This window comes from Clavibacter rahimiani, from assembly GCF_052654495.1.
The window spans coordinates 448,905-474,633 of the sequence record NZ_CP199790.1 but is presented as its reverse complement, the minus strand read 5'-3'; the positions used below and the strand labels follow the sequence as shown (position 1 = coordinate 474,633).

Below are 25,729 nucleotides of genomic sequence, written 5' to 3'. Positions count from 1 at the left end.
CGGGCCGGCTCCCCGACGCGCGTCACCGCCGGACCACCCGGATGGTCCGCACCGACGCGTCCGCCGGATCGGGCAGGACCATGCCCGATCCCGCACCGCTCCGCAGGTAGTCGACCGCCACGCCGTCGATGAGCTCCCCGGGCAGGATCGCGGGGATCCCCGGCGGGTACGGCGTGATCTGCTCCGCGGCCACGCGCCCGATCGCCTCCTCGGCGGGGACGTCCTCCACGGGCCCGAAGAAGGCGTCCCGCGGGAGCATGACGGTCTCCATCGCGAGGTCGCCGGGCGGCGGCAGGTGGATGGATCCGGGCTCCGGGAACCCGCTCGACGCCGTCGCCATGTCCTGCAGGGCCGCCAGCAGCCGGTCCGCCGTCCCGTCGTCGTCCGACAGGGACACGAGCGCCTCCACGCGCCGGTGGTCGCTCGTGTGCATGTCGATGCGCCGCTCGGACCGCAGCCAGTCGGCTGCCTGGTACCCGCTGATGCCGAGGTCGGAGAGGTCGATGAGGACGTGCAGGACGTCGAGCTCGTGCGACGACTCGGCCGCGAGCAGCTCCTCCTCCAGGACGTGCAGCCCGGGGATGCCCTCCGCCTCGTGCCGGATCCGCCGGCTGACGTCGAGCGCGCCCTGCACGAGCGCGGTGCCGTGCTGCACCATCTGGCGGCGCCAGCCGTCGATGCCGGCGTAGATGAGCGTGTTGGAGCTCGTCGTGGAGAGCACGTCGGCGCACTGGCTGAGCCGCACGGGGTCGATGAGGTCGCCCTGCAGGTGGTACGCCGAGCCCTGCTCGAAACCGGTGCCCATCTTGTGCACGCTGACCACGCAGAGGTCGGCGCCGGCGGACATCGCCCAGGTGGGCAGGTCGTCGTGGAAGGGCAGGTGCGCGCCCCACGCCTCGTCGATGATGAGGGGCTTGCCGCGGCGATGGCAGATCTCCGCGATGGCGGCGATGTCGGCGCAGGTGCCGTACGGCGTCGGGCTCGTGATGAGGCAGGCCCGGGCGTCCGGCCAGCGCTCCCACATGGCCTCAACGTCCTCGGGTGCCGGCGGGTGGGCGAGGTGCAGCTCGCCGTCCCAGCGGGGGGAGATCCACCGCGGCCGGAGCCCGGACAGGACGATCCCGGCGGTCACGGACTTGTGGGCGTCGCGGCCGATGAGGATGTCGCCGTCGCCGCCGGCGACGGCCAGCATGGAGGCCTTGACGGACAGGGAGCTGCCGCAGGTGGAGAAGAACGTCTGATCGGCGCCCACGGCGTCGGCGAGGAGCTCCTGCGCCTCCTGCAGGATGCCGCGCGAGGACGAGCGGTCGTCCATGCCGGACGACGCGAGCAGGTCGCTCTGGAACGCCTGCAGGCCGAGCACCTCGAGGACGCGCGGGTCGACGCCGCGTCCCTGCCGGTGCGCTGGCGGGGTGAAGCCGTAGCGGTCGAGCCGGCGGTGCTCGGCGATGGCCTCGAGGACGGGTGCGCGCTGATGATCCATGCGTCCACGGAACCTCGGGCCGCGCCGCTGCCCAAGGGCCTTGCGCCGGGGGCGGATCCATGCGCCGGAGCGGCCGGAGGACCAGGCGGGAGACCCGGGCGGAGAGGGCCGCGACGGCGGCGATGGCGGAGACGGTGGGATTTGAACCCACGGTACCCATACGGGTACTCCACCTTAGCAGGGTGGTGCACTAGGCCGAACTATGCGACGTCTCCAGACGTACCCGTCCACTGTACCGGACGCGGAGGCCTCCTCGACATCCCCGCCCGGGGACGCCCGGGCCCGAACGGGGGGTGCGTCGCGGTTGTCCTCCATATGGCGGACACGTAGTGTCTCTCTCGACGCGTGTGCCGGACCCGACCGGCTTACCCCCCGCGTGTCGATGTGTCAGCCCAGAGATGTCCCGCTCGCCCACGTGGCCGCGGTCCCGGATCCCCCGAACCGGCGCCGCTCACCCCCACGCCCGCGACGACGTCGCGAGCCCCCCGTGGGCGAGAACGAGATTCTCGTCCGGCGGAGGATTCGGGTCGAAAGCTGAACGAGATAGACGGGTCCCCGCTGCATAGGGTGTGCGGCGGGGCCCGTCGCCCTCCTGCGGCGGACGACTCCGCCCGCTCATTCGCGGAGCGCTGTCGCGGGCTCGACCCTCGCCGCCCGCCACGCGGGGATCGACGAGCTCACCACGGCGGTGAGCACGGAGACCGCCAGGGCCCATGCCGCCGCGGACCAGGGATACGGCGGCACGGTGACGGGCGTGTCCGGCGGGAGGAAGCGCGGGACCAGGCCGACCACGAGAGCGCTCACGGCGACGCTCGCCGCCGCCACCATCACCGCGAGCAGGACCGACGACGCCATGACGAGGCGGAAGACCTGGCCGCGGGTCGCGCCGAGCGCCCGCCGGATCACCAGTTCGCGCGCTCGCTCGCGGATGCTGGAGAGCCCCACGTTCACGATCCCCACGGCGGCGACCAGCAGCGCCAGCCCCGCCGCGACGCCGAACATGGCCTGGACGGCAGCCAGGGGCTCCAGGTACGTCCGGACGGTGTCGACGCGCCGCGGGGTCTCGGGCGCACCCAATCCCGCATCCGCCGACATGTCGGCCGCCGCCGACGCGATGTCGGCCTCCGTGTCGTCGGGCGCGTGCCAGAGGAGCTGGATCCCCGTGACGTGCGCCAGTTGCGGTGCGTAGGCGAGCAGCGGGGCCGCCTTCACGTACGCGTTCGCCTGGGAGTCGTCGCCGTCGTTGACGACGCCGACCACGAGCCCCGTGGAGGCGACCCCGTCGCGGGCGCCCGTCAGGCTGACGCCGGAGCCTGCGGCACCGAGCGTGCGCGCGGCCTCCTCGTTCACGACCACCTCGAACGGCGCGGTCGCCTCGTCCGTCGACAGCCACCGCCCCGCTACCAGCGGCAGCCGACGGACTCCCGGCAGGTCGCCTGCGACCAGCACGGCCTGGATGCCGCCGGGGACGACCGCCTGCCGGGCAGGGGGGATGGGGGCGACGTCCAGCGGCGCGGCCAGGTCCAGCTTCGCCGCCACCGCCCGTCGAGATGACTGCGGGAGATCCTCGATGAGGCGTCGGACGCCGCTCACGTCCGTCGCCGGATCGACGGCGATCCCGATCGCCTCGGTGGGCAGCCGTCCGTCGCGCTGCTCGGCGACCGCGACCAGGTAGTCGCGCGCGATCGCCCCGCCGACGACGATGATCACGATCGACAGGATCCCGATGAAGAGGCTGAGGGCCGTGAGCGACGAACGCAGGGGGTTCAGCCGGAGGTCCTTCCAGGCCGACCTCACCGGACCTCGCCCGCCACCTGCTCGAGCCGCCCGGCGCTCATCGAGAAGCGCCGCTCGCAGCGCGCGGCGATCAGCGGATCGTGCGTCACGATCACCAGGGCCGAACCCGCGCGCCGGGCCCGATCGATGAGCAGCGTCATGATCTGCTCGCCGGTCGACTCGTCCAGCGCCCCGGTCGGCTCGTCGGCGAGGATGAGCTGGGGTTCGTTGACGAGGGCGCGCGCGATCGCGACCCTCTGCTGCTCGCCGCCCGAGAGCTGCCTCGGGAAGGCCGTGGCCTTGGCCGACAGCCCCACCTGGTCGAGGGCGCGGCGGGATGCGTCGGCACGCGCCCTCGCGCCCCCGCGACGCGATCTCTGCCCGTACTCCGTCGCCAGGAGGACGTTCTGCAGCGCCGTGAGCTGCGGCATGAGCGAGTAGGACTGGAAGACGAAGCCGATCCGCTCGTTGCGGAGTCGTGCGCGTGCCGCGTCCGACAGCTCCCGCACAACGGTGCCGCCGAGGCGGAGCTCCCCCGTGAACCTCGCGTCGAGCATTCCGAGGACGGACAGGAGGCTCGTCTTGCCCGACCCGGATCGCCCGACGATCGCGTGGGCCGCCCCGCCCAGGATCACGAGGTCCACTCCGTCGACGGTCGTCAAGGACTGCTTGCGCGTGAGGGGCACGTCGACCCGGAGACCGCGCGCGACCAGGACCTCCGTCACGGGATCCGCTTGTCGCTCAGGTTCGGCGCCGTCCCGTCGACCACCTGCCCCGGCGTCACGCCGGACAGGATCTGGATGTACTGCCCGTCGCTCGACCCCAGCGCCACCGAGGTCGGCCGGCGCTCGTCCCCGTCGACCACCGTCACCTGCCCCGAGCCGGAGCGGCCCGCGACCGCGGACAGCGGGAGCACCGTGGCCGCGGCGACGGTCGTGGCGGTGAGGACCGTGATCGCCTGCGCCCCTGCGGCGGCGTCGACCTCCTTCGGGACGAGGCACAGCATGCTGGCGGGGTCGACCGCACCGGACGAACCCGTGGCATCCGCGGGGGAGGCACCAGCCGAGGTCACGACGGCGGCGCAGTCGAACGGGCCGGGACCCGCGGAGATCTGCCCGCGACCGGTCAGCGGGGCCGAGAGCAGGAGCCACGAGAGGTTCGGCTCGATGGCTCCCGCGACCGCGAAGCCCGAGTAGGACATCGTGGCGAGCGGGTAGCGATCCGGCACGGACGCCCCCGCGGCCGCTCGGAGGTCGCCGACGACCGCCTCGACCGGTACGCGGACCTCGGCACCGCCCACCGTGGCGATGATGCCACCTGCCGCGATCCGCGAGCCGCTCCGCATGCCGGAGGAGAACTGCACCTGACCGCCCTGCGGGGCCAGGACCTGGAAGGTGGCGGTCGCCGTGACGGATCCGGTCAAGGAGATGACCGGCGCGAGGTCCCTCGTGGTGACCTGCACGGTGGAGGGGGCGGAGGCCGCCGGCGCGGTCTCCGACGTGGTCGCGGGTGCGCAACCGGCGAGGACGAGCGCGAGTCCCATCGCACCGGACACCGCCCACGTCTCACGACCCCGGGCCCGGTCCCTCATGAGCAGTTCACGTCCACGTCCTCCTGCATGGCACTCGGATCGCCGAGCGCGGCCTTGTCGAGGTTCTCCCGGAAGATGCGTCTCGTGGCGTCATCCGTCCGCTGGGGGTCGGCGAGGTAGGGCATGTCCGGCGCCTTGCCCAGCTGCTCCAGTGCGGCGGCGGCGGCATTCGGATCCGTGGCCCTCGTGTCCAGCCACTCCTTCTCCCACGCGCACTGCCACACGTAGTGCGCCCGGGTGTCGCCGTAGGTCCTCTGATACGACGTTCCCGCGGAGTCCGCGTCGATGCCGGGGACGGCGGTCGGCGGCGTGGTGCCGGGTGGGAACTGGAGCTCGGAGACGCTTCCCCGGAACGAGTCGTTGATCGCGTCGCGCGACGTGAACCCGCCTTCGGTGCCGTCGCCGGACGAGCATCCCGTGAATGCGGCGCACGCCACGATGATGACGAGGCCGGAGATCGTGGTTCTCATTTTCCTTCATTCCTCAGAATCCAGTGGGACGGACGCCGGTGCGACGGGTCGGAACGATCCCGACCCGTCGCACCCGCGGCTTTCAATAGGTCAGGGTGCCTTCCCAGTGCACGCCGCAGAACAGGCTGCACGAGCCCATCCGGCCCTGGAAGGCGAAGCGCGTCGATCGCAGGATCGTCGTGGTGCCGCTGGAGGTGAATTCCTTCGTCGCGTTCTCGTTCCACTGCACGGAATCGGTGAACTGCGGCCCTCCCGAGGCGTTCATGTTGCGCAGCCCGAGGCGCAGGACGTTCGAACCCGGCATCTGCGTCACGCCGAGGCTGATGGGACCCTCGAAGGTGTGGGTGCGCGTGTAGTCGTACTGGACCAGGGATCCGCTCCGGTTCAGGTCACCACCGACGGTGGTGGTGTCCGCCATCGCCGGCGAAGCCGTCAGCGCGAATGACGCCACCGCCGCCATTCCGAGGACGGCCAGGGCACCCCGACGCGCACGAGATCGATTCATGATATTCCTCACTTGAGTGAATTATGGAGGACGGCCCGGACGGGACCATCGATGCACATCACATCAGATGCATTCCCCGGGCGACAGGCCATTGACACGCTCGTCGGGATTCTATATTGAGCGGGAAATCCAGCGGGAATTACTCGGACGAGAAATCGACATCGATCCGGCAGGGGGAACAGCTCACCCCTTGAACGCCTTCGAGCACGTGACCGTGCCGGCGTCGGTGCCCGTGACGGCCTCCGGAAGCACGGTCGGCGACGACGCGGCCGGAGCGGATCCGCCCGTCGCGCCGGACGACGCGCTGGGGGCGGGCGTGGCAGCGGGCTGCGACGGCTTCTCCGCCACGGCGCCGAGCCCCGTGTTGCCCGCCTTGACCTCGAACGGCGCATCGGCCTTGAGCAGCTGCATGACCTGGTCGCCGTCCGTCTTCAGCGGCTGGACCTTGCCCGCGTAGACGCCGGTGCCGTTCGTCGTGCCCGGGTACTGCAGGAAGCGCACCTGGTCGAGCGGGATGTCCTTGAGCGCCAGCGCCATCGACGCCATGGTCTGGTAGTCGAGCGAGGTGGAGCGCTGCATGTTGTCGACCGCCGCCTTCGCGAGGCCGTAGACGCGCGTGGGATCCGACAGCGTGCTCGACTGCTTCATGGTGCGGACGAGCGCCGAGAGGAACACCTGCTGGTTGCTGATGCGGGCGAGGTCGCTGCCGTCGCCGACCGCGTGGCGCGTGCGGAGGAACTGGAGGGCCTGCTTGCCCTGCAGCGGGGTCACGCCCGCGGGGAGGTCGAGGTCGGTGCGCTTGTCCTTGAGCGGGCTGGCGAGGCAGACGGGGACGCCGCCGACCGCGTTCGACATCTCGATGACGCCGTTGAACTCGATGAGCGCCGCGTACGGGATGTCGAGGCCGGTGAACTGCGCCACGGTCTTCGCGACGCACGGGAGCCCGCCGTCGGAGAGCGCCGTGTTGAGGGGCTGGGCGGACATGGCGGGCGCCATGCCGGATCCGTCGCTGCGCTCGCACGAGGGGATCGGCACGACCATGTCGCGCGGCAGGCTGACCACGGTGGCCTGCGAGTGGTCGGCGGAGACGTGCAGCACCATGTTCACGTCGTTGAGCGCGCCGTCGGTCTTGCCGTAGCCGTCGCCCTGGCCCTGGCGGGTGTCGGATCCGGCGAGCAGCACGTTGAAGCCGCCGTCGAGCGCGCCGACGCCCACCGTGGTCTGCTCGGTGCCGTCACTGATGTCGACGGTGTTCGCCTGGACCGACCTGTTCAGGTCCCAGGCCGCGATGGTGATGATGGAGAAGCCGCTGACGAGGAGCACCGCGAGGGCCATCGCCGACCCGACGAGGAGCGTGCGGGCCGCCCGGGGCCGTGGCAGCCGGCCGTGGCGGGCGATGACGGGTGCGGTGGCGGTTCGCCGGGGGCGCAGGGGCGCGTCGCTCATGCGGGTCCTCTCCGGGCGGAGGGCGTGGGATTCGAACCCACGAGACATCTCTGCCCACCAGTTTTCAAGACTGGCTCCATCGGCCGCTCGGACAGCCCTCCCGATGCGCGTCCGCCCGCGTGGCGGTGGATGCGATCGATCAGGATCCTACCGGTGGCCGGTCGGCCCGCGGTGGTCCGGCCGGGTGGCCGCGCGGGAGGCGCCACTCTCGCACGGGGAGGATCGGAGCCGCCTGAACTCTCCCCAGGTGGGGAATCGGGCGGCCGCGTCAGAGGCGGGCGAGGACCGCCGCGGCGCCGTTCTCGGTGATCGGCCCCGTGACCTCGGTCGCGACCGCGATGACCTCGGCGGGCGCCTGGCCCATCGCGATCGCCCGGCCGTGCTCGCCGGCCCACTCCAGCATCTCGATGTCGTTGCGCCCGTCGCCCATGGCGACCACGTGCGTGCGGGCGATCCCGTGCAGCTCGCGCACGCGCTCCATGGCGGTGGCCTTGTTCACGCCGTCGGGCGCGATGTCCAGCCACGCCGTCCAGCCGATGGAGTAGCTCACGCGGTGCAGGCCCATCCGCTCGACGACGTCCTGGAAGTCCTCCATGTCGTGGCCGGGCGAGATGACGACGACGCGCGTCGCGGGCACGTGAAGCAGCTCCTCGAACTCGACGTGGCGGCCGTTCGCCTCGAGGGCGCCGTCCGGGAAGTCGCCGCCCGAGTAGAGGTAGACGCCGTCCGCGTCCTCGACGGCGTAGCGGCCGCTCGCGAGGTGCGGGCGGATGCGCTGCAGCACGTCCGAGGGGTCGAACGTCTCGACGTGGCGGCGCGTGTAGCCCGTGGGCGCGTCGGCGTCGCGCTCCAGGGTGATGGCGCCGTTCGAGCACACCATGTAGCGGGGGTGGATCCCCAGGCGGTCGACGATCGGCAGGGTGTCGGCGACCGAGCGGCCGGTGGAGGGCATGACCAGGTGGCCGATCTCCTCCACGCGCCGCACCTCGCGGATGACGGACTCGTCGAGCGAGCCGTCCTCGCCGAGGAGGGTGCCGTCGATGTCGAGGGCGATGAGGAGGCGGTCGGCGTCGGGCACCCGCGGGGTCATCGCGCGGCCTTCGCCGTGGCGGGCTCCAGCACCTCGAGGCCGCCGAGGTACGGGCGGAGCGCCTCGGGGACGCGCACGGAGCCGTCGGCCTGCTGGTGCGTCTCGAGGATCGCGACGATCCAACGCGTGGTGGCGAGCGTGCCGTTGAGCGTGGCGACGGGCGTGGTGCGGCCGTCCTCGCCGCGGAAGCGCGTGCCGAGGCGACGCGCCTGGAACGTGGTGCAGTTCGAGGTGGAGGTGAGCTCGCGGTAGGCGTCCTGCGTGGGGACCCACGCCTCGACGTCGTACTTGCGGGCGGCGCTCGACCCGAGGTCGCCGGCGGCCGTGTCGATGACGCGGTAGGCGAGGCCGAGGTCCTGCATCATGCGCTCCTGCATGGCGAGCAGGCGCTCGTGCTCCGCCTCGGCGTCGGCGGGGTCGACGTAGGAGAACATCTCCAGCTTCTGGAACTGGTGCACGCGGATGATGCCGCGGGTGTCCTTGCCGTACGAGCCCGCCTCCTTGCGGTAGCACGTCGACCAGCCGGCGTAGCGGATGGGGCCGGCGGCCAGGTCGAGGATCTCGTCGGCGTGGTACCCGGCGAGCGCCACCTCGCTCGTGCCCGTGAGGTAGAGATCGTCGTCGTCGAGGCGGTAGACCTCGTCGGCGTGCGCGCCGAGGAACCCGGTGCCGGCCATGATCTCGGGCTTCACGAGCGTGGGCGTGATGAGCGGCACGAGGCCGGCCTCGAGCGCGCGGGCGAGGCCGAAGTTCATGAGCGCGATCTCGAGCCGGGCGCCGATGCCCTTCAGGAAGTGGAAGCGCGCGCCGGAGACCTTGGCGCCGCGGCCCATGTCGATGGCGTCGAGGATCTCGCCGATCTCGAGGTGGTCGCGCGCGGCGAAGTCGAACGCCGGCTTCTCGCCGACCTCGCGCACGAGCGCCCAGTCGTCCTCGCCGCCGGCGGGCACGCCGTCGATGACGATGTTGGGGATGCGCCGCATGGCCTCGTCGAGCGCGGCCTCGGCCTCCTGCGCCCGCTCCTGGGCGGCGGTGACGCGCGCCTTGAGCTCCTGCACCTCGGCGATGAGGCGCGGCTTGTCGGCCTTGTCGGCCTTCGCGACGAGCTTGCCGTGCGCGTTCTGCTCGGCGCGCAGCCCCTCGAACTCGGTGACGGCCCGCCGCCGCTCGGCGTCCGCCCGGACCGCCTGGTCGACCACCTCCACGGAGGCTCCGCGCAGCTCCTGCGAGGCGATGACGAGGTCGGGATGGTCGCGGAGGGTCTGCGGATCGATCACCCCGTCACTCTAACGAAGCGGGTCGGGCGCGTCCCGGCCGTCGGACCCGTCCGGGACGCCGGCGCCCGACCGGGCCAAGCTCTAGAGGCGGCGCGCTCCTGCGCGCCCGCCGGGCACGCGCCCGGCATCCGAGGACGAGAGGCACGCGCATGACCACGACCACCGGCAGGGAGCAGGACGCGGGCGGGTCCGACGCGGGCGCCTCGAAGCTCAAGAGGGCCATCACCGGCCCGCTCCTCTTCCTCTTCATCCTCGGCGACGTGCTGGGCGCCGGCATCTACGCGCTCATGGGCACGCTCGCGCAGGACGTGGGCGGCGCGCTGTGGGTGCCGCTCGTCGTCGCGCTGCTGCTGGCGCTCCTCACGGCGGGCTCCTACGCCGAGCTCGTCACCAAGTACCCCAAGGCGGGCGGCGCCGCGATCTTCGCCGAGCGCGCCTTCAAGCAGCCGGTGATCTCGTTCCTCGTCGGCTTCTCGATGCTCGCCGCCGGCGTCGTGAGCGCCGCCGGCCTGTCGCTCGCGTTCGCGGGCCAGTACCTCTCGACGCTGCTCGAGCCCCTGTTCGACGTGCCGCAGATCCCCGCGGCCATCGTGTTCCTCCTGCTCGTCGCGGCCCTCAACGCCCGCGGGATCACGGAGAGCATGCGCGGCAACGTGATCATGACCGTGGTCGAGCTGAGCGGCCTCGTCATCGTGATCGTCGTCGTGGCCGTGATGCTCGGCGGCGGGGGCGGCGACGTCTCGCGCGTGACCCAGTTCCCCGAGGGCTCGAACGCGGCGCTGGCCACGCTGTCGGCCGCGATCGTCGCCTACTACTCGTTCGTCGGGTTCGAGACGAGCGCGAACATCGCCGAGGAGGTGCGCGACCCCAGCCGCGTCTACCCGAAGGCGCTCTTCGGGTCGCTCGCCACCGCAGGCGTCGTCTACGTCCTCGTCGCCCTGGCCAGCTCCGTCGCGCTCTCGCCGGACGAGCTGTCGGAGTCGACCGGCCCGCTGCTCGCGGTGGTCCAGGCCACCGGCGTCGGCATCCCCGCCTGGATCTTCAGCCTCATCGCCCTCGTGGCGGTCGCGAACGGCGCCCTGCTGACCATGATCATGGCGAGCCGCGTCACCTTCGGCATGGCCGAGCAGGGCCTGCTCCCCGGGATCCTCGGCCGGGTGCTGCCGAACCGCCGGACGCCCTGGGTCGCGATCGTGGCGACCACCATCGTCGCCGTCGCGCTGACCTCGGTGGGCGACGTGGGCACGCTCGCCGAGACCGTCGTGCTCCTGCTGCTGTTCGTCTTCATCAGCACGAACGCGGCCGTCCTGGTGCTCCGGAAGGACCGCGTCGAGCACGCGCACTTCCGCGTCTGGACGATCGTGCCGGTGCTCGGCGTGCTGTCCTGCATCCTGCTGCTCACGCAGCAGAGCGGGCAGGTGTGGCTGTTCGGCGCCATCCTGCTGGCCGTCGGCGTGGTGCTCTACCTGATCAGCCGGGCCACCGGCGCGCGCTCGAAGGACCTCGACCGCGACCGCGCCTAGGCGCCGCCCGAGCCGGGCTCGGCCGAGACGATGCCCCGCAGCCAGTCGCGCGCCTCGAGGAACACCCCGTCCTCGTACTGCGCGCGGTAGGTGCTCGGGGCGCCGTCGGCCCGCGGGTACGAGCCGAGGAACGTGACCCGCGGGCTGAAGCGGCGGATCCCGAGCAGGGCGTCCGCCACGCGCTCGTCGTGCACGTGCCCCTCGGCGTCGATGACGAAGCGGTAGCGCCCGAGCTCGTCGCCGATGGGCCGCGACTGGATGAGCGCGAGGTTCACGCCGCGGGTCGCGAACTGCTCGAGGAGGTCGAGGAGGGATCCGGCGCGGTCATCCGGCAGCTCGACGATGAGGCTCGTCTTGTCGGCGCCCGTGCGCGGCGGCAGCGTGGTCGCGCGGCCGACCAGCACGAACCGCGTGACGGCGTTCGGGTTGTCGCCGATGGCGCGCGCCACGGCCTCGAGCGGCTGGCTCTCCGTGATCTGCGGGGGCGCGATGGCCGCGTCCGCGGTCCCGTCCTCCAGCAGCGACATGGCCGCCTGCACGTTGCTCGACGCGGGGAGGTGGCCGTGCGTGGGCAGCTCGCGCTCGAGGAAGCGGCGGCACTGGCCGTAGGCGACCGGGTGCGCGGCGATCGTGCGCACATCGGCGAGCGCCGTGCCCGGCCGGACCACGAGGTCGAAGGACACGGGCACGAGGTGCTCGCTGAGGATCCGGAGGCCCGGGATGTTCGCGAGCGCGTCCTGCGTGGCCGTCACCCCGCCCTCGACGGAGTTCTCGATGGCGATCATCGCGGCGACCGACGTGCCGGAGACCACGTCGGCGAGCGCCTCGGACGCGTTGTTGACGGCCCGCCATGTGCGCCCGCGCGCCGCCTCCACCTGCTTGAGCGCGGCCTCCGTGAAGGTGCCGGAGGGGCCGAGGTAGCTGTACGTCTCGTCGGGCCGGGAGGAGTCGGGCATGCCTGCACCCTAGATGGGAATCGGCGGGGCCCGGTGCCAGGATGGATCCATGCATGACCGCGCAGGCACCGCCGCCCTCCCGTCCGACCTCATCGACATCGACGAGCTGATCCGGGCCTACCACGACCTCCATCCCGACGTGGAGGACCCCGAGCAGAAGGTGGCGTTCGGCACGAGCGGCCACCGCGGCAGCTCGCTGAAGACGGCCTTCAACGAGGACCACATCCTCGCGATCACGCAGGCGATCGTGGAGTACCGGGCCGAGCAGGGCATCACCGGCCCGCTGTTCATCGGCCGCGACACCCACGGGCTCTCGAAGCCCGCCGAGGACACCGCGCTCGAGGTGCTCGTCGCCAACGGCGTGCGCGTGCTCGTCGACGCGCGCGACTCCTGGTGCCCGACCCCCGCGCTCTCGCACGCGATCCTCCGCTGGAACCGCGACGACGCGCACGGCGACGACGACGTGGCCGACGGCATCGTCGTGACCCCCAGCCACAACCCGCCGGCCGACGGCGGCTTCAAGTACAACCCGCCGCACGGCGGACCGGCCGACTCCGACGCCACCGGGTGGATCGCGGCGCGCGCGAACGCGATCATCGCGGCCGGCCTCGTCGACGTGAAGCGGGTCAGCCTCGAGGAGGCCCGCGGGAAGGTCGAGGGCTACGACTTCCTCGGCCACTACGTGGACGACCTCGGCTCCATCATCGACATGGCGGCGATCAAGGCCGCCGGCGTCCGCATCGGCGCGGATCCGCTGGGCGGCGCCTCGGTCGAGTACTGGGCCGCGATCGGCGAGCGCTACGGCCTCGACCTCGAGGTCGTGAACCCCGAGGTGGATCCCGCCTGGTCGTTCATGACCCTCGACTGGGACGGGAAGATCCGCATGGACCCGTCGTCCTCCTCCGCCATGGCGAGCGTGCTCGCGCGCAAGGATGACTTCGACATCCTCACGGGCAACGACGCCGACGCCGACCGGCACGGCATCGTCACGCCCGACGCGGGGCTCATGAACCCGAACCACTACCTCGCCGTCGCGATTGACTACCTCTACGCGCACCGCCCGGACTGGCGCGAGGACGCCGCGATCGGCAAGACGCTGGTCTCCTCCAGCGTGATCGACCGCGTCGCCGACTCGCTCGGCCGCCGCCTCTGGGAGGTGCCGGTGGGCTTCAAGTGGTTCGTGCCCGGCCTCATCGACGGATCCGTGGGCTTCGGCGGCGAGGAGTCGGCCGGCGCCAGCTTCCTCCGCATGGACGGCACCGTCTGGACCACCGACAAGGACGGGATCCTCCTCGCGCTGCTGGCCGCGGAGATCCTCGCGGTCACGGGCAAGACGCCCAGCGTCCTCTACCGCGAGCTCACCGAGCGCTTCGGCGACCCGGTGTACGAGCGCGTCGACGCGGCCGCCACGAAGACGCAGAAGGCCACCCTCGGCAAGCTCGACGGCGACGCCATCCAGGCCACCGAGGTCGCGGGCGACCCCATCACGGCGAAGCTCAGCACCGCGCCCGGCAACGGCGCGGCGGTCGGCGGCGTCAAGGTCGTCACCGACCGCGCCTGGTTCGCGGCCCGCCCGAGCGGCACCGAGGACGTCTACAAGATCTACGCGGAGTCGTTCGTGGGCCTCGACCACCTGCACGAGGTGCAGGCCGAGGCCAAGCGCATCGTCGACGCGGCGCTCGAGGCCTAGCACGCGCCGCGGGTGCGGCGCCGCCCTGGGCGCGCTCGCATCCGCGGTGTCTACGGTGGGCTCATGCGCCATTCCGGGGATGTGGACGCGTTCCTCTGGGACGAGCCGCCGACGCGTCCCGGCGACGGCCCCGTGGACGCCGCGCCCGTGGTCGACCGCGACGTGCGTCTGCCCGACGGCCACGCCCGTCGCCGCGTGGTCGCGCTGGCCGCCCTGCTCGCGGTCGTCATCGCCGGCATGGTCGTCACGCACTCGGACGGCCGGGGCCTGTGGCCGGACCTCTTCTACGCCGCGGCCATCCACCTCGCGCTCATCGCCGTGATGCCGCGGGTCGACACCGTGGTGCACGGGGCCGCCGTGCTCGTGTGGTGCACCGGGATCGAGCTCCTGCAGATCACCGGGTGGCCCGCGATCTGGGCGCTGCACGTGCCGCTGTGCCGGCTGATCCTCGGCACGGGCTTCGACCCGCTCGACCTCGCGGCCTACGCGCTCGGGGTGCTGCTCGTGCTCCTCGTCGACCGCCTGCTCCGGGTGGGCCGCGGGATGGGCGACGTGGGTTAGGCGTCCGCTAGGAGACGCTCCAGAAGTGCACCTCGGCGCCGGGGTGCTCGGTGGTGATGGTCTCGTCGAGGTCGCGGTAGTCGTTGTCGAGGTTGTGGCCGACCATCTTCACGACGTTGCCGCCGGCCTTCGGCTCGATGGCGGAGACGATCTGCGTGTGGTCGCCCGACGCGTTGCGGTTCCAGTCGAAGATGACGATGTCGCCGACCTTCAGGCGGTCGCGGTCGGCGAGCTCGAGGCGCGTGATCCCGAGCGCCGTCGCGTTGGCGGCGAGCCACTTGTCGAACGTGGGCACGTGGATCCACGCGTAGGTCCAGTCGGATCCGCCGCCGCGGTTGTGCCACTCGGTGGTCATCTCCCAGCCGCGCTGGATGAGGGTCTGGCTGACGAAGTTGACGCAGTCGCCGCCCGACGGGTTGAAGTCCCCGTACTCCTCGAGGTTGTAGGCGTCCCAGTGCGCGAGCGCGTACTGGAGCTGCCGGTCGACGGGCGTCTGGGCCGCGTACGCGGCCGTGGCGGTCGTGAGCGCGGCGTCGCCGGCCATGACCTGGATGTCGGCGGCCCGGTCCTCGTAGTCGGCGGAGCGCGGCGCGACCACCGTGACGGACCCGTCGCCGGCCACCTCCAGGTCGGTGCCCGGGGTGCCCGCGAACATGACGGCCGTCGCGGCCGCGAGGCCGGTGCCGGCGAGGGTGACGGTCTGGCCGCCCGAGACGGAGAGCGCGGCGGGCTCGACGGAGGCGACGGCGGGCGAGGAGCCGGACGCGGCCGGCTGGCCGTCGGCGTCCGAGCCGGCGGTGGTGCGCGGGGCCGGCTCCTGGCGGGTGCAGGCGGCGAGGGCGGCGGTCACGGGGACCGCGAGCGCGGCGGCGAGGATGCTGCGGCGGCGGATGTCGGCGGTCACGTGCTGCTCCGGAGGTCGAGGGGTGCGCCGGGATGCCGGGCCCGACCAGGGTAACCCGGGCCCCTGCGGATCGACTCCGGACCACACCCCGCCTAGGGTGGCGGGATGAGCGTCGACGTGACCCACGACCCCGGCGGCTCGCGCTACACGCTGTGGCTCGACGGCGAGCGCGCGGGCTTCGCGGACTACCTGATCCAGGGCGACCGCATCGTCTTCACCCACACGGAGGTCGACCCCGCCAAGCGGCGCGGCGGCCTCGGCGGGGAGCTGGTGCGGGCCGCCCTCGACGACGTGCGCGAGGGATCCCGCACGGTCGTCGCCGCGTGCCCGTTCGTGGCGGAGTGGATCGACGAGCACCCGGACTACCGGGAGCTGCTCGAGCGGGGCTGACCCGCCCGCCTCCGCCCGCCTCAGGGGACGCGCGTCAGCCACTCCGGCGTGGAGAACTTCTCCTCGACGAGCTGGCGCGTCTTCGCCCACTCCTCGGCCGTGACCTCGCCGGGCTTCCCGCCGTAGAGGCCGGTGAACGTGGCCTTCATCCGGTCGATGATGTCCGCGCGGCTCATGCCCGTCTGGCTGCGGAGCGGGTCCACGCGCTTGGCGGCGCTCGTGATGCCCTTGTCGCTGATCTTCTCGCGACCGATGCGGAGCACCTGCACCATCTTCTCGCCGTCCATGTCGTAGCTCATGGTGACGTGGTGCAGCACGGCGCCGGCGCCCAGGCGCTTCTGCGCGGCGCCGCCGATCTTGCCGGTGGGGCTCGTGATGTCGTTGAGCGGCTGGTACGACGCGTCGATGCCGAGCGAGCGGAGCGCGGTGATGACCCACTCGTCGAGGTAGGCGTAGGAGTCGGCGAAGGTCATGCCCTGCACGAGGTCGACGGGCGCGTAGATCGAGTACGTGATGACGGCGCCCGCCTCCATGTACATCGCGCCGCCGCCCGAGACGCGGCGCACGACGTCGAAGCCGTGGGCCGCGGCCTGCTCGGCGTCGACCTCGTTGCGGAGGGACTGGAAGCTGCCGATGACGACGGCGGGCTGGTCCCACTCCCAGATGCGCAGCGTCGGGTTCCGGCGGCCGGCGCCGACCTCCTCGGCGAGGACCTGGTCGAGCGCCATCTGCTCCACGGGACGGTAGGCGCGGTCGTGGATGACCTCCCACTCGTAGTCGCCCCAGTCCGTGGCGCGGGCGAGCGAGCGGCGGATGGCGACGGCCACGGCCTCCGGCGAGAAGCCGAGGAGCACGGCCTGCGGCGGGAGCGCGCGGCGGATGGCGGCGGCGATCGCGGCGGCGTCGCTGTCCTCGGGGAGGCCGTTGACGGCCCCGTCGATGGCCTCGAGCGCGTCGTCCGGCTCGAGGAAGAAGTCGCCCGCGAGGCGGAAGCCGGAGATGCGGCCGTCGGTCACGTCCAGGTCGACCACGACGAGCTTGCCGCCGGGGACCTTGTACTCACCATGCATCCGCCCAGCCTAGGGCGCGCCGGCGTCAGCGCACGGTCCGGGGATCGCCGCGGGCACGGCGATGTGCGACGGTGAGGGGTGCGCATCACCTGGGCGGTCGTCCGCCTCCTCACCGTCCTGGCCGTGCTGGTCGCCGTCGTCAGCCAGTACGTCGTCAGCTCGTCGTTCTGGCGGAGCGTCGGCGTGGAGGGGATCGCGGGCAAGACCGTCGACTTCCTCATGTTCTTCACGATCCAGTCGAACCTCGTCGCCGCCGTGGTGATGGGGATCGGCGCGGTGCGGCTGCTCCGCCGGGGACCCGCGCCCGGGCGCGGCTGGACGACCCTGCGGCTGGCCGCGACGACCTACATGGTCACGACGGGCGTCGTCTACAACCTCCTGCTGCGCGGCCTGCCGACCATCCCGGGCGGGAACCTGCCCTGGTCGAACGAGGTGCTGCACGTCGTCGTGCCCGCGCTCGTGCTGCTCGACTGGCTGCTCGCGCCCGACCGGCGGGCGCTCGGCTACGGCGCGGTCGGCCGGGTCGTCGTCTACCCGCTCGTATGGGTCGCGGTCACGCTCGCCCGTGGGCCGTTCACGGGCAACGAGGTCACGGGCGCGGCGACGTACTACCCGTACCCATTCCTGGATCCCGCGACCGGCGGGGGCGGGTACGGGACCGTCGCGATCTGGATCGTCGTGATCGCGGCGTTCATCTGCGGGATGGCGCTCCTCTTGATCGCGATCGGGCGGCGGGCGTCGCGGGCGATCACGGCGGTCGGCGCTGCGACCCGGTGACGCCTACAGCCGCATGCCGCCTCGGCCGCGCGCCCGGTAGCGGTCGCGCCCGCCGCGCGTCAAGGGGGCCCCGCCCTCCGGGCGCCGTCCCGGCGCCGGCCTAGCGTCGGAGGCACGGACGGCGGCGCATCCGGCCCGCGCGCCCGGTGACGAGAGGCGAGGCAGCATGAAGGCAGTCGTGTGGCACGGCGAGGGCGACATCCGCCTGGAGGAGGTGCCGGATCCGAGGATCCAGGAGCCGACCGACGCGGTCATCCGCATCACCCGCAGCGCCATCTGCGGCACCGACCTGCACTTCGTGCGCGGGACCATGGCGGGCATGCGCAAGGGCACGATCCTCGGCCACGAGGCGATCGGCACCGTCACCGAGGTCGGCGACGCCGTGCGCGGGTTCTCCCCCGGCGACCGCGTGCTGGTGTGCTCCACCATGTCGTGCGGCGTGTGCGCGCAGTGCCGCGCGGGCAGCACGGCGCAGTGCGACGTCGCCAACCCGAACGGCCCGCAGGCCGGGACCTCGTTCTTCGGCGGACCCGAGACCACGGGCCCCGTCGACGGCCTGCAGGCCGAGTACGCGCGGATCCCGTGGGCCGCGCACACGCTCATCCCGCTGCCCGACACGGTCAGCGACGACCAGGCGATCCTCCTCAGCGACATCTTCCCCACCGCCTGGTTCGGCGCGGAGCTCGCGGGCATCCGGCCGGGCGACACGGTGGCCGTCCTCGGCGCGGGCGTCGTGGGGCAGTTCGCCGTCGCGTCCGCCTTCCGCATGGGCGCCGGGCGCGTGTTCGCCATCGACCACGTGGAGACGCGGCTCGCGATGGCGCTCGAGCAGCACGCCGAGGTGATCCACTTCGAGCGCGAGGATCCCGTGGCCGCGGTGATGGAGGCGACCCTCGGCGTCGGCGTGGACGCGGTGATCGACGCGGTCGGCGTCGACGCGCAACGCCCGCACGCGGGCCCCGCCGCCGAGCAGGCCGAGCAGCAGGCGGACTCCTTCGCCGCCGAGGTCGCGCAGGTCGCGCCCGGCGCCTCCCCGCACGACGGCTTCTGGGTGCCCGGCGACGCGCCGAGCCAAGCCGCGCAGTGGGCCGTGCAGATGGTGCGGAAGTCCGGGCGCATCGGGATCATCGGGGTCTACCCGCCCCAGCTCACGTCATACCCGATCGGCGCCGCGATGAACAAGAACCTCACCATCCGCATGGGGAACTGCGATCACCGCCGCGTCACGCCGCCGCTGATCGACCTCGTCGCCTCCGGCGTCTTCGACCCCACGCGCTTCATCACGCAGGACGAGGGGATGACCACCGCGATCGACGCCTACGAGCACTTCGACGTGCGCGAGGAGGGCTGGCTGAAGACCGTGCTCGAGGTCGGTTGAGGCGGGCGGCCGCCGCCCCGCGCACGACGCGCCCGGGCGGCGGCGCCGCTCTCCCCGACCGTCCCGCATTCGAACATGCGTTCGAACATCCGGGCTATGCTCGCGCCATGAGCATCGCGTTCCAGGCCTCCCTCTTCGACGACCTCCAGGCGGAGCCGACGCTCGGCGCCCTCGGCGGGGAGGTCGAGCGGCTCGACCTCGGGCAGGGCGCGTGGCTCGACATCCGGCCCGGCTGGGTCGCCGACTCGGACGCGCTGTTCGAGCGCCTCGTGGAGGACGTGGAGTGGACGGCCGACACGCGGCTCATGCACGGCCGCGTGGTCGAGGTCCCGCGGCTGCTCTCCTGGTTCGGTCCGCGCGCGACGCTGCCGGCGCCCGTGCTCGTGGAGGCGCGCGAAGCGCTGAACGACCACTACGGACGCCCGCCCGGGCAGGTGCTCGAGACCGCGGGGCTCTGCTTCTACCGCACGGGCGACGACAGCGTCGCGTGGCACGGCGACCGCGTCGGGCGCGCCATCGACCGCGACACCATGGTCGCCATCGTCTCCGTCGGCGCCGCCCGCACCCTGTCGCTCCGGCCGAAGGGCGGCGGCCAGGTGCGGCGCTTCCCGCTCGGGCACGGCGACCTCGTGGTCATGGGCGGCAGCGCCCAGCGCACGCACGAGCACGCCATCCTCAAGACGGCGTCGGCCGTGGGGCCGCGCATCAGCATCCAGTTCCGGCCGGTCTGGCCCGCCTGAGCCGTGCGTCAGGCGCGGGCGCGGTCCTCGGTCGCCGGGGCGGTGGCGTCGTCGGCCGCGGCGACGCGCGCCGCGCCGAGGTGCGCCTCGGACGGATCCGGGCGCCCCGCCTCCACCAGCGCCGGGTCGAGCGGCTGGGCGGCGCGCACCACGGTGCCGACGTCGGCGAGGCCCAGGTGAGTGAGCAGCGGGATCCAGAGGCTGCGCAGCCTCTCGAGGGAGTCCCCCTCGGCCGCGCCCGGCGCCCGGTAGGAGAGCACGCCGAACGTGGCGCTGAGCAGCACGTCGACGGCGCCGTCGAGGTCGTCGGCACGGACGCCCTGGACCGCGAGCTCCGCCTCCAGGTGATCCCGGGTGAAGCGCCACACGTCGAAGCGGAGCTCGACGGCGAGGCCGAGGCGCGGCATGTCCTGCAGGAGGCGGACGGCGCCCGCGGCGACCGGGCAGACCTCCACGGTGCGGGCGGCCGTGAGGAGGAACACGATGAGCTCCGGCAGCGTGCCCGGCTGGTCGAGCGCCGCCTCGATGCGGAGCCAGCGGTCCTCCTGGTCCTCGACGACCGCGCCCGCCAGGCGCTCCTTCGACGCGAAGAGGTGGTAGCCGATGGCCGACTTGGGCTTCCCCATCGCCTCGGCCACGCGCGAGAACGACGTGCCCTCGTAGCCGTGCGCCGCGAACTGGGCGCCTGCGGCCTCCACGATCTCCCGTCGTGCCCGGGACACCGCCGCCTGCCGCTGGTTCATGTCGCGCTCCCGTCCCGCTCCTGGCACAGGAGCGCCTCGGACGGTACCGGCGCGGACCGACGGGAGGACGACCGGCGGGTGAACGGCGCGTGCTGCCCGCGGCACCGCCGCCCTCCGTCCCGCACCCCGCGGGCCGGAGGGCGCCGTGCGTCACCAGCGGAGCAGCAGCACGTCGGATCCGCCCTCGCGCCCCACCGGCACGAAGCCCAGCGACGCGTAGAGGGCGCGGGCGCGGTCGTTGCCGTCCTCCACGCTGAGGCTGACGGCCGAAGCGCCGGATGCGCGCACGACATCGACGAGCGCCACGAGCATCCGCCGCCCGAGGCCCCGGCCGCGCGCCGCGGGGACGAGTGCCGCGCCGAGCTCGGGGACGTCCGGCGCGACGAAGCCGTAGCCGCGGTCGTCCTCCGCGAAGAGGCGCGCCCACGCGGCGCCGACGGGAGCGCCGCTCATCTCCGCGATCACGCCCACGTCGCCCGCGCGCGGCCATCCGGCCAGGTAGTGCGCGAGCTCCGGCGTCGCGAGGATCCGCTCGCGCGTCATCGCCCCGTCGCCGCGCCAGTCCATCGACGCGAGCAGCATGTCCTCGAGGAACGGCAGGTCATCGGCGCGCGCCGGGCGGAGGCCCGCTCCGGCGTCGGTCACGCGGGCTCGTCCGCGGGCGCGACGGGCGCCACCCGCGACTCCAGCCAGCTCCGCAGGTCCGCCACGACCTCGTCGCGGTTCGTCTCGTTGTAGATCTCGTGCCGCGCTCCCGGGTACACGATGAGCAGCACGTCGCTGAGGCGCGACCGCCGGCTGTAGTCGCGCGCGAGCAGCTGCATCCCGCGCCGGCCGCCGAGCGAGTCCTCCTCGCCGCCCTGGATCAGCACGGGGAGGTCCACCGCCAGCTTCCGCGGCGGGCGGCCCATGATCTGCACGGAGTCGCGCATCCGGTACGGCTTCAGCGCGTTGACGTCGAAGGCCCGGTCGTCGGCGCCGAACGCGCGCTGCGCCTCCGGGTCCCGCGAGAGCCACTCGAAGCCGGACGCCGCCGGGTGCCGCCAGCGCTTGTTGAGGTCGCCCGTGTTGATCACGCCGGGCATCGCGAGCGACGCCCCGCTCAGCACGAGCCCCGCGTACAGGTGCGCGGCGCGGGCGACGATGCGCTGCGCGAGGAGCGCGCCCCAGCTGTGGCCGAGGAGCACGAGCGGGAGGTCGGGGTGGTCCCGGCGGAGCTGCTCGCTCACGAGCTGGATCCCGTCGAGCGCCGCGAGGTGGCGCCGCGGACCGAGCACGCCGATCCCGAGGTGGCCGAGGCCCGTGGCGCCGTGCCCGCGGTGGTCGTCGGCCGCGACCGTGAACCCCATCGCGTTCAGGTCCCGGGCCAGGCGGACGTACCGCAGCGCGTGCTCGCCGACGCCGTGCGCGATGTGCACGACGGCCCGCGGCCGCTCCGCCTCCCACACGTAGTAGTGGAGGGTCACGCCCTCGGCGTCCACGATGGTGCGGTGGTCGGCTCCTCCGGTGGAGCGCTCCTCGTCGGGCATGGATCCAGACTAGGTGGATACACCGAGGCGGCCGCGGTTCAGGACTCGCGCGTGATCTCCACCCGCACGAACAGCTTCGACCGGAACGGCCCCGCGTAGATGCCGCGCAGCGGCGCCACGTCGCGGTAGTCGCGGCCGCGGCCGACGAGGACGTGGCGGTCGCCGATGTCGATGAGGTTCGTGGGATCCCAGCCGCGCCACTCGCCGCAGAACCACTCGACCCACGCGTGCGACTCGCCCGTGACGGACTCGCCCACGACCGCGTTCGGCTTCGGGTGCAGGTAGCCGCTGACGTAGCGGGCGGGGATCCCGACGTGCCGGAGCGCGCCGATGACGATGTGGGTGATGTCCTGGCAGACGCCCCGGCCCTGCTCCCACGCCTCGCGCGCGGTCGACTGGACGCTCGTGACGCCCGCCATGTACTCGACCTTCTCGCCGATCGCCCGCGCGATGGCGGCGGCGGCCTCGCACGGGGTGCCGGCGCCACCCGCGATCTCCTCCGCGAGCGCGACGACCTCCTCGTGCGGCGCGGTGCGCCCGGTCTGCGCGACCTGCTCCACGTGCTCGGTCGCCCGCTCCACCTCGACCGCGAGGTCGTCCCAGCCGAGCTGGTGCGGCTCATGCGTGCGCGGGCGCACCTCGACGAGGCTCGTGGCGGTCAGCTCGAGCGAGCGGTGCGGGCTGAGGATCTCGAACGAGGAGACGCGCGTGCCGAAGTAGTCGACGTAGGTGTGGTGGCCCGGCTTCGGCTGGATGTCGAGGTTCGAGTACAGGACGAACTGGTTCTCGCTCGACACGGGCAGCATCCGCGCCTCGTTGTACGACGCGGTCACCTCGCCCTCGTAGTGGAAGCCGGTCCGGTGGGTGATGCGCAGGCGGTTCACGAGTTCTCTCCTACCCAGCTCGGTGCCGCGTTGGTGGGGAAGTAGCGCTGGCGGACGGCCTCCGAGGTGGCGCTGGTGGCCTCCTGCACGGCGTCCATGAAGCGCGGGAGGTCGTCGAGGATCTCCTGGATCGGCCGGTACTCCAGCTCGCTCCGGATCTGCCCCAGCAGGCGCTGCGCCTGGTCGGACACCCCGAGCCGGTCGGTCCGCGGCTCGATGTCGTGCAGGCACTGCTCGGCCCGGCGGATCGAGTGCGTGATCGACCGCGGGAACAGCCGGTCGAGCAGCAGGAACTCGGCCGCGTTGCGCGCGCTCGGCACCCCGCGGTACGTGCGGAGGTAGGCCTCGTACGCGCCGCAGGAGCGGAGGATCGTGGTCCACGACGGGCCGCTCGCCTCGGTGAGGGCGCGCGTGGCGAGGAGGCGCGCGGTCATGTCGGCGCGCTCGATGGAGCGGCCGAGCGTGAAGAACTGCCACGCCTCGTCGCGGCTCGTGCCCGACTCGACGAGCCCGACCGCGAGGGCCGACCGCTCGCGGACCCAGCCGAAGAACTCGTGCACGCGGTCGTTCGCGATCTTCCGGGGCATGCGGGCGCGCGTCGTGTTGAGGCACTCCCAGAGCTCGCTCGAGACGATCTCGCGGGCGCGGCGCGCGTTCTCCCGCGCGGCGCCGAGCGAGTAGGCGATGGACGCGGGCTGCGTGCGGTCGACCGCGAGGAGCGCGAGCACGTCGTCCCGGCCGAGCGCCTCGTCTGAGGGGACGTCGCTGCCCATCACGCTGAGGAGCGAACGGCAGGCGGTGTCCTCGTCGATCCACGGGTCCTCGAGGAGGAGCTGGAGGTGCACGTCGAGGATGCGGGCGGTCCCGTCGGACCGCTCGATGTAGCGGCCGATCCAGAACAGCGACTCGGCGATGCGCGACAGCATGGGCATCAGCGGTCCCCCTCGGTGGTGTCGTCGGCGGCAGAAGAGGCGACGGCGGCGGACGCCGGGCCGGCCTGCTGCTGCTGCTCGTGCTGGTCGCGGTTGCGCGGGGCGTCGTGCGGCGACTGGTCGGGCGCCTTCTCGCCGGGCGCGATGACCGGGATCGACGTGGTCACCGCGGCCTGGTCGGCCACGAGCGCCTGCACGCTGCGCTCGCGCGTGGCCGCCGGAAAGGCGCGGTCGCCGACGACCCAGGTGTCCTTGGATCCGCCGCCCTGGCTGCTGTTGACCACGAGCTGGCCCTCGGGGAGCGCGACGCGCGTGAGGCCGCCGGGCAGCACCCAGATGTCCCGGCCGTCGTTGACCGCGAAGGGACGGAGGTCGGCGTGGCGCGGGCGCATGCCGTCCTCGACGAGCGTGGGGATGGTGGAGAGCTGCACCACGGGCTGCGCGATCCAGCCGCGCGGGTCCTTGAGCAGCCGCGCGCGCAGCTCGGCGAGCTCGCCCGCCGAGGCCGCCGGGCCGACCACGAGGCCCTTGCCGCCGGATCCGTCGACGGGCTTCACGACGAGCTCCGGCAGCCGGTCGAGCACCTCCTCGAGCGAGTCGGGCTCCTCGAGGCGCCAGGTGTCGACGTTCGGGATGATCGCGTCCTCGGCGAGGTAGTAGCGGATGAGGTCGGGCAGGTACGTGTAGACGAGCTTGTCGTCGGCCACGCCGTTGCCGACCGCGTTCGCGATGGTGACGTTGCCGAGGCGCGCGGCGAGCATGAGGCCGGGCGAGCCGAGCATGGAGTCGGCGCGGAACTGCAGCGGATCCAGGAACTCGTCGTCGACGCGGCGGTAGATGACGTCGACGCGCATGGGGCCGCCCGTGGTCCGCATCCAGACGCGGCCGCCCGAGCAGAAGAGGTCGCGGCCCTCGACGAGCTCGACGCCCATCAGGCGCGCGAGCAGCGTGTGCTCGAAGTAGGCGCTGTTGTAGACGCCGGGCGTGAGGACGACCACGTTCGGGTCGTCGACGCCGTCGGGCGCGCTCGCGCGGAGGGCCTGGAGGAGCTTGTTCGGGTAGTCGCCGACCGGGCGGACCCGCATCGAGACGAACAGCTCGGGCAGCGTCTGCGCCATGACGCGGCGGTTGGAGATGACGTAGCTGACGCCGGAGGGGACGCGCACGTTGTCCTCGAGGACGCGCATCTCGCCGGCCTCGTCGCGCACGAGGTCGATGCCCGAGACCTGGATGCGGACGCCGTTGGCCGGGTCGATGCCGGCGGCCTGGCGGTGGAAGTGGCTCGACGAGCTGATGAGGCGGGCGGGGATCACGCCGTCGCGGATCGCGCGCTGCGGCCCGTACACGTCGGCGAGGAACGCCTCGAGCGCCCGGACCCGCTGGGCGACGCCCTTCTCGAGCCGGCTCCACTCGGCCTGCTCGATGACGCGCGGCACCGCGTCGAGCGGGAAGGGCCGCTCCTCGCCCGCGAAGTCGAAGGTGACGCCCTGCGCGAGGTAGCTGGTGGCGAGCGCGTCGGTGCGGTCCTTCAGCTCCTCCTTGGTCATGCGGGAGAGCGCCGCGTGGATCTCGCGGTAGGCCGCCCGCGTGACGGCGGGCTCGCCGTCGGCGGGCGGATCCCGGAACATCTCGTCGAACGGCATCGCGCCGCCGGAGGCTCGCCGTGCGGCCGCGAGCGTGCCGTATCCCTCGAACAGATCACCCATGGCCGGAGCCTAACCGCGGCGTGTGTCGCGGGTGTTTCGGGCCGCGGGCGGCGGATGCGCCGCGTGCGGGCGGGCGGGGAGCGGGTCAGGCGTCGGTGCGCTTGAGGATGTGAGCGGGGATCGCGATGGACGCGGAGACCAGCAGGATGCCGGCGAAGAAGCTGAGCAGCTCGAAGCCCTCGATGTAGAACGCGAACGCGAACAGGGCCATGCCGCCGAGGAAGAGGGCGAACGCGATGATGAAAGCGACGATGTTCACGAGGGCACCTGATCCATTCCGAGACTGTGGGCGACCGCCGCGCCGGGCG

26 protein-coding genes and 2 tRNA genes are annotated in these 25,729 nt (G+C 72.8%); 7 read left to right on the top strand and 21 right to left on the bottom strand.

Translation table 11 applies throughout. The annotated features are described in order from the left end of the window. Positions 1-22: 22 nt before the first annotated feature. From ACT7CP_RS02365 to serS, 11 genes are all read right to left on the bottom strand, one after another. Entirely contained in the window at positions 23-1,483 is a 1,461-nt protein-coding gene (locus tag ACT7CP_RS02365; RefSeq protein WP_445443231.1) for an aminotransferase class I/II-fold pyridoxal phosphate-dependent enzyme, read from the bottom strand. A gap of 123 nt (positions 1,484-1,606) precedes the next feature. Beyond that, a tRNA-Ser gene (locus ACT7CP_RS02360) sits at positions 1,607-1,698 on the bottom strand. A gap of 400 nt (positions 1,699-2,098) precedes the next feature. Then, positions 2,099-3,280, bottom strand: a complete 1,182-nt coding sequence (locus tag ACT7CP_RS02355) for an ABC transporter permease (RefSeq protein WP_445443230.1) — start codon at positions 3,278-3,280, stop codon at positions 2,099-2,101. Continuing rightward, on the bottom strand, positions 3,277-3,984 hold the full coding sequence (locus tag ACT7CP_RS02350) for an ABC transporter ATP-binding protein (protein WP_445443229.1): 708 nt from the start codon (positions 3,982-3,984) through the stop codon (positions 3,277-3,279). The genes ACT7CP_RS02355 and ACT7CP_RS02350 overlap by 4 nt, the downstream gene beginning before the upstream one ends. Further along, on the bottom strand, positions 3,981-4,814 hold the full coding sequence (locus ACT7CP_RS02345; RefSeq protein ID WP_445443228.1) for a hypothetical protein: 834 nt from the start codon (positions 4,812-4,814) through the stop codon (positions 3,981-3,983). Before ACT7CP_RS02345 ends, ACT7CP_RS02350 begins: the two co-directional genes overlap by 4 nt. 32 nt (positions 4,815-4,846) lie before the next feature. Further along, positions 4,847-5,320: a hypothetical protein gene (locus tag ACT7CP_RS02340; protein WP_445443227.1), complete on the bottom strand. Its 474-nt coding sequence runs from the start codon at positions 5,318-5,320 to the stop codon at positions 4,847-4,849. 82 nt (positions 5,321-5,402) lie between these two features. After that, positions 5,403-5,825, bottom strand: coding sequence for a hypothetical protein (locus tag ACT7CP_RS02335; RefSeq protein WP_445443226.1), 423 nt, complete (start codon positions 5,823-5,825; stop codon positions 5,403-5,405). A gap of 183 nt (positions 5,826-6,008) precedes the next feature. Continuing rightward, positions 6,009-7,271 (bottom strand): LCP family protein, encoded by a 1,263-nt coding sequence (locus ACT7CP_RS02330; protein WP_445443225.1) that lies wholly within the window; start codon positions 7,269-7,271, stop codon positions 6,009-6,011. 16 nt (positions 7,272-7,287) lie between these two features. Then, positions 7,288-7,372, bottom strand: a tRNA-Ser gene (locus ACT7CP_RS02325). Positions 7,373-7,539: 167 nt separating this feature from the next. After that, on the bottom strand, positions 7,540-8,361 hold the full coding sequence (locus ACT7CP_RS02320; protein WP_445443224.1) for an HAD family hydrolase: 822 nt from the start codon (positions 8,359-8,361) through the stop codon (positions 7,540-7,542). After that, the gene (serS, locus tag ACT7CP_RS02315) at positions 8,358-9,638 is read right to left on the bottom strand and encodes a serine--tRNA ligase (RefSeq protein ID WP_445443223.1); all 1,281 of its coding nucleotides are present in this window, start codon (positions 9,636-9,638) and stop codon (positions 8,358-8,360) included. The genes ACT7CP_RS02320 and serS overlap by 4 nt, the downstream gene beginning before the upstream one ends. A gap of 149 nt (positions 9,639-9,787) precedes the next feature. On the opposite strand from serS, the gene ACT7CP_RS02310 reads away from it, so the two are divergent. Next, on the top strand, positions 9,788-11,161 hold the full coding sequence (locus tag ACT7CP_RS02310; RefSeq protein WP_445443222.1) for an APC family permease: 1,374 nt from the start codon (positions 9,788-9,790) through the stop codon (positions 11,159-11,161). Here ACT7CP_RS02310 and pheA read toward each other — a convergent pair. After that, entirely contained in the window at positions 11,158-12,117 is a 960-nt protein-coding gene (pheA, locus tag ACT7CP_RS02305) for a prephenate dehydratase (RefSeq protein WP_445443221.1), read from the bottom strand. The two genes, ACT7CP_RS02310 and pheA, sit on opposite strands and share 4 nt — an antisense overlap. Positions 12,118-12,166: 49 nt before the next feature. Between pheA and pgm the strand changes: the two genes are divergently transcribed. Next, positions 12,167-13,807 (top strand): phosphoglucomutase (alpha-D-glucose-1,6-bisphosphate-dependent), encoded by a 1,641-nt coding sequence (gene pgm, locus ACT7CP_RS02300; protein ID WP_445443220.1) that lies wholly within the window; start codon positions 12,167-12,169, stop codon positions 13,805-13,807. A 63-nt stretch (positions 13,808-13,870) separates the two neighbouring features. Continuing rightward, entirely contained in the window at positions 13,871-14,368 is a 498-nt protein-coding gene (locus tag ACT7CP_RS02295) for a ribosomal maturation YjgA family protein (RefSeq protein WP_445443219.1), read from the top strand. A gap of 7 nt (positions 14,369-14,375) precedes the next feature. Here the strand turns inward: ACT7CP_RS02295 and ACT7CP_RS02290 are convergent, their stop codons facing one another. Beyond that, positions 14,376-15,272: an amidase domain-containing protein gene (locus ACT7CP_RS02290; protein ID WP_445443218.1), complete on the bottom strand. Its 897-nt coding sequence runs from the start codon at positions 15,270-15,272 to the stop codon at positions 14,376-14,378. Positions 15,273-15,377: 105 nt separating this feature from the next. Here ACT7CP_RS02290 and ACT7CP_RS02285 point away from each other — a divergent pair, with 105 nt between their 5' ends. After that, entirely contained in the window at positions 15,378-15,662 is a 285-nt protein-coding gene (locus tag ACT7CP_RS02285) for a GNAT family N-acetyltransferase (protein WP_445443217.1), read from the top strand. A gap of 20 nt (positions 15,663-15,682) precedes the next feature. On the opposite strand, the gene ACT7CP_RS02280 is transcribed toward ACT7CP_RS02285, so the two are convergent. After that, complete coding sequence (locus ACT7CP_RS02280) at positions 15,683-16,732, bottom strand: lipoate-protein ligase LplAB (protein ID WP_445443216.1); 1,050 nt, start codon at positions 16,730-16,732, stop codon at positions 15,683-15,685. A gap of 78 nt (positions 16,733-16,810) precedes the next feature. Here ACT7CP_RS02280 and ACT7CP_RS02275 point away from each other — a divergent pair, with 78 nt between their 5' ends. From ACT7CP_RS02275 to ACT7CP_RS02265, 3 genes are all read left to right on the top strand, one after another. Continuing rightward, the gene (locus ACT7CP_RS02275) at positions 16,811-17,509 is read left to right on the top strand and encodes a Pr6Pr family membrane protein (protein WP_445443215.1); all 699 of its coding nucleotides are present in this window, start codon (positions 16,811-16,813) and stop codon (positions 17,507-17,509) included. A gap of 166 nt (positions 17,510-17,675) precedes the next feature. After that, the gene (locus ACT7CP_RS02270) at positions 17,676-18,887 is read left to right on the top strand and encodes an alcohol dehydrogenase catalytic domain-containing protein (RefSeq protein WP_445443214.1); all 1,212 of its coding nucleotides are present in this window, start codon (positions 17,676-17,678) and stop codon (positions 18,885-18,887) included. A gap of 107 nt (positions 18,888-18,994) precedes the next feature. Continuing rightward, the gene (locus ACT7CP_RS02265) at positions 18,995-19,627 is read left to right on the top strand and encodes an alpha-ketoglutarate-dependent dioxygenase AlkB (protein ID WP_413962278.1); all 633 of its coding nucleotides are present in this window, start codon (positions 18,995-18,997) and stop codon (positions 19,625-19,627) included. Positions 19,628-19,635: 8 nt separating this feature from the next. Here the strand turns inward: ACT7CP_RS02265 and ACT7CP_RS02260 are convergent, their stop codons facing one another. The 7 genes from ACT7CP_RS02260 to ACT7CP_RS02230 all read right to left on the bottom strand — a co-directional run bounded on the left by ACT7CP_RS02260 (position 19,636) and on the right by ACT7CP_RS02230 (position 25,680). Then, a complete protein-coding gene (locus ACT7CP_RS02260; RefSeq protein WP_445443213.1) occupies positions 19,636-20,370 on the bottom strand; it encodes a TetR family transcriptional regulator in 735 nt (244 codons plus the stop codon). 150 nt (positions 20,371-20,520) lie between these two features. Then, positions 20,521-21,015 (bottom strand): GNAT family N-acetyltransferase, encoded by a 495-nt coding sequence (locus tag ACT7CP_RS02255; protein ID WP_445443212.1) that lies wholly within the window; start codon positions 21,013-21,015, stop codon positions 20,521-20,523. Then, a complete protein-coding gene (locus tag ACT7CP_RS02250) occupies positions 21,012-21,899 on the bottom strand; it encodes an alpha/beta fold hydrolase (RefSeq protein WP_445443211.1) in 888 nt (295 codons plus the stop codon). Before ACT7CP_RS02250 ends, ACT7CP_RS02255 begins: the two co-directional genes overlap by 4 nt. A gap of 38 nt (positions 21,900-21,937) precedes the next feature. Continuing rightward, positions 21,938-22,783 carry a transglutaminase family protein gene (locus ACT7CP_RS02245; protein WP_445443210.1) on the bottom strand — a complete coding sequence of 282 codons (846 nt, stop codon included), beginning with the start codon at positions 22,781-22,783 and terminating at the stop codon, positions 21,938-21,940. Continuing rightward, positions 22,780-23,709, bottom strand: a complete 930-nt coding sequence (locus ACT7CP_RS02240) for an alpha-E domain-containing protein (protein WP_119381814.1) — start codon at positions 23,707-23,709, stop codon at positions 22,780-22,782. Before ACT7CP_RS02240 ends, ACT7CP_RS02245 begins: the two co-directional genes overlap by 4 nt. Before the next feature lie 5 nt (positions 23,710-23,714). Then, the gene (locus tag ACT7CP_RS02235) at positions 23,715-25,421 is read right to left on the bottom strand and encodes a circularly permuted type 2 ATP-grasp protein (RefSeq protein ID WP_445443209.1); all 1,707 of its coding nucleotides are present in this window, start codon (positions 25,419-25,421) and stop codon (positions 23,715-23,717) included. Between the two features lie 85 nt (positions 25,422-25,506). Further along, entirely contained in the window at positions 25,507-25,680 is a 174-nt protein-coding gene (locus ACT7CP_RS02230; RefSeq protein WP_012297729.1) for a hypothetical protein, read from the bottom strand. Positions 25,681-25,729 lie beyond the last annotated feature (49 nt).

Bases quoted from the DNA above. Each gene is read 5' to 3' on its own strand.
- ACT7CP_RS02365 (WP_445443231.1), bottom strand. From the start codon at position 1,483: ATGGATCATCAGCGCGCACCCGTCCTCGAGGCCATCGCCGAGCACCGC.
- ACT7CP_RS02340 (WP_445443227.1), bottom strand. From the start codon at position 5,320: ATGAGAACCACGATCTCCGGCCTCGTCATCATCGTGGCGTGCGCCGCA.
- ACT7CP_RS02335 (WP_445443226.1), bottom strand. From the start codon at position 5,825: ATGAATCGATCTCGTGCGCGTCGGGGTGCCCTGGCCGTCCTCGGAATG.
- ACT7CP_RS02330 (WP_445443225.1), bottom strand. From the start codon at position 7,271: ATGAGCGACGCGCCCCTGCGCCCCCGGCGAACCGCCACCGCACCCGTC.
- ACT7CP_RS02320 (WP_445443224.1), bottom strand. From the start codon at position 8,361: ATGACCCCGCGGGTGCCCGACGCCGACCGCCTCCTCATCGCCCTCGAC.
- ACT7CP_RS02310 (WP_445443222.1), top strand. From the start codon at position 9,788: ATGACCACGACCACCGGCAGGGAGCAGGACGCGGGCGGGTCCGACGCG.
- pheA (WP_445443221.1), bottom strand. From the start codon at position 12,117: ATGCCCGACTCCTCCCGGCCCGACGAGACGTACAGCTACCTCGGCCCC.
- pgm (WP_445443220.1), top strand. From the start codon at position 12,167: ATGCATGACCGCGCAGGCACCGCCGCCCTCCCGTCCGACCTCATCGAC.
- ACT7CP_RS02295 (WP_445443219.1), top strand. From the start codon at position 13,871: ATGCGCCATTCCGGGGATGTGGACGCGTTCCTCTGGGACGAGCCGCCG.
- ACT7CP_RS02285 (WP_445443217.1), top strand. From the start codon at position 15,378: ATGAGCGTCGACGTGACCCACGACCCCGGCGGCTCGCGCTACACGCTG.
- ACT7CP_RS02280 (WP_445443216.1), bottom strand. From the start codon at position 16,732: ATGCATGGTGAGTACAAGGTCCCCGGCGGCAAGCTCGTCGTGGTCGAC.
- ACT7CP_RS02270 (WP_445443214.1), top strand. From the start codon at position 17,676: ATGAAGGCAGTCGTGTGGCACGGCGAGGGCGACATCCGCCTGGAGGAG.
- ACT7CP_RS02265 (WP_413962278.1), top strand. From the start codon at position 18,995: ATGAGCATCGCGTTCCAGGCCTCCCTCTTCGACGACCTCCAGGCGGAG.
- ACT7CP_RS02260 (WP_445443213.1), bottom strand. From the start codon at position 20,370: ATGAACCAGCGGCAGGCGGCGGTGTCCCGGGCACGACGGGAGATCGTG.
- ACT7CP_RS02250 (WP_445443211.1), bottom strand. From the start codon at position 21,899: ATGCCCGACGAGGAGCGCTCCACCGGAGGAGCCGACCACCGCACCATC.
- ACT7CP_RS02240 (WP_119381814.1), bottom strand. From the start codon at position 23,709: ATGCTGTCGCGCATCGCCGAGTCGCTGTTCTGGATCGGCCGCTACATC.
- ACT7CP_RS02235 (WP_445443209.1), bottom strand. From the start codon at position 25,421: ATGGGTGATCTGTTCGAGGGATACGGCACGCTCGCGGCCGCACGGCGA.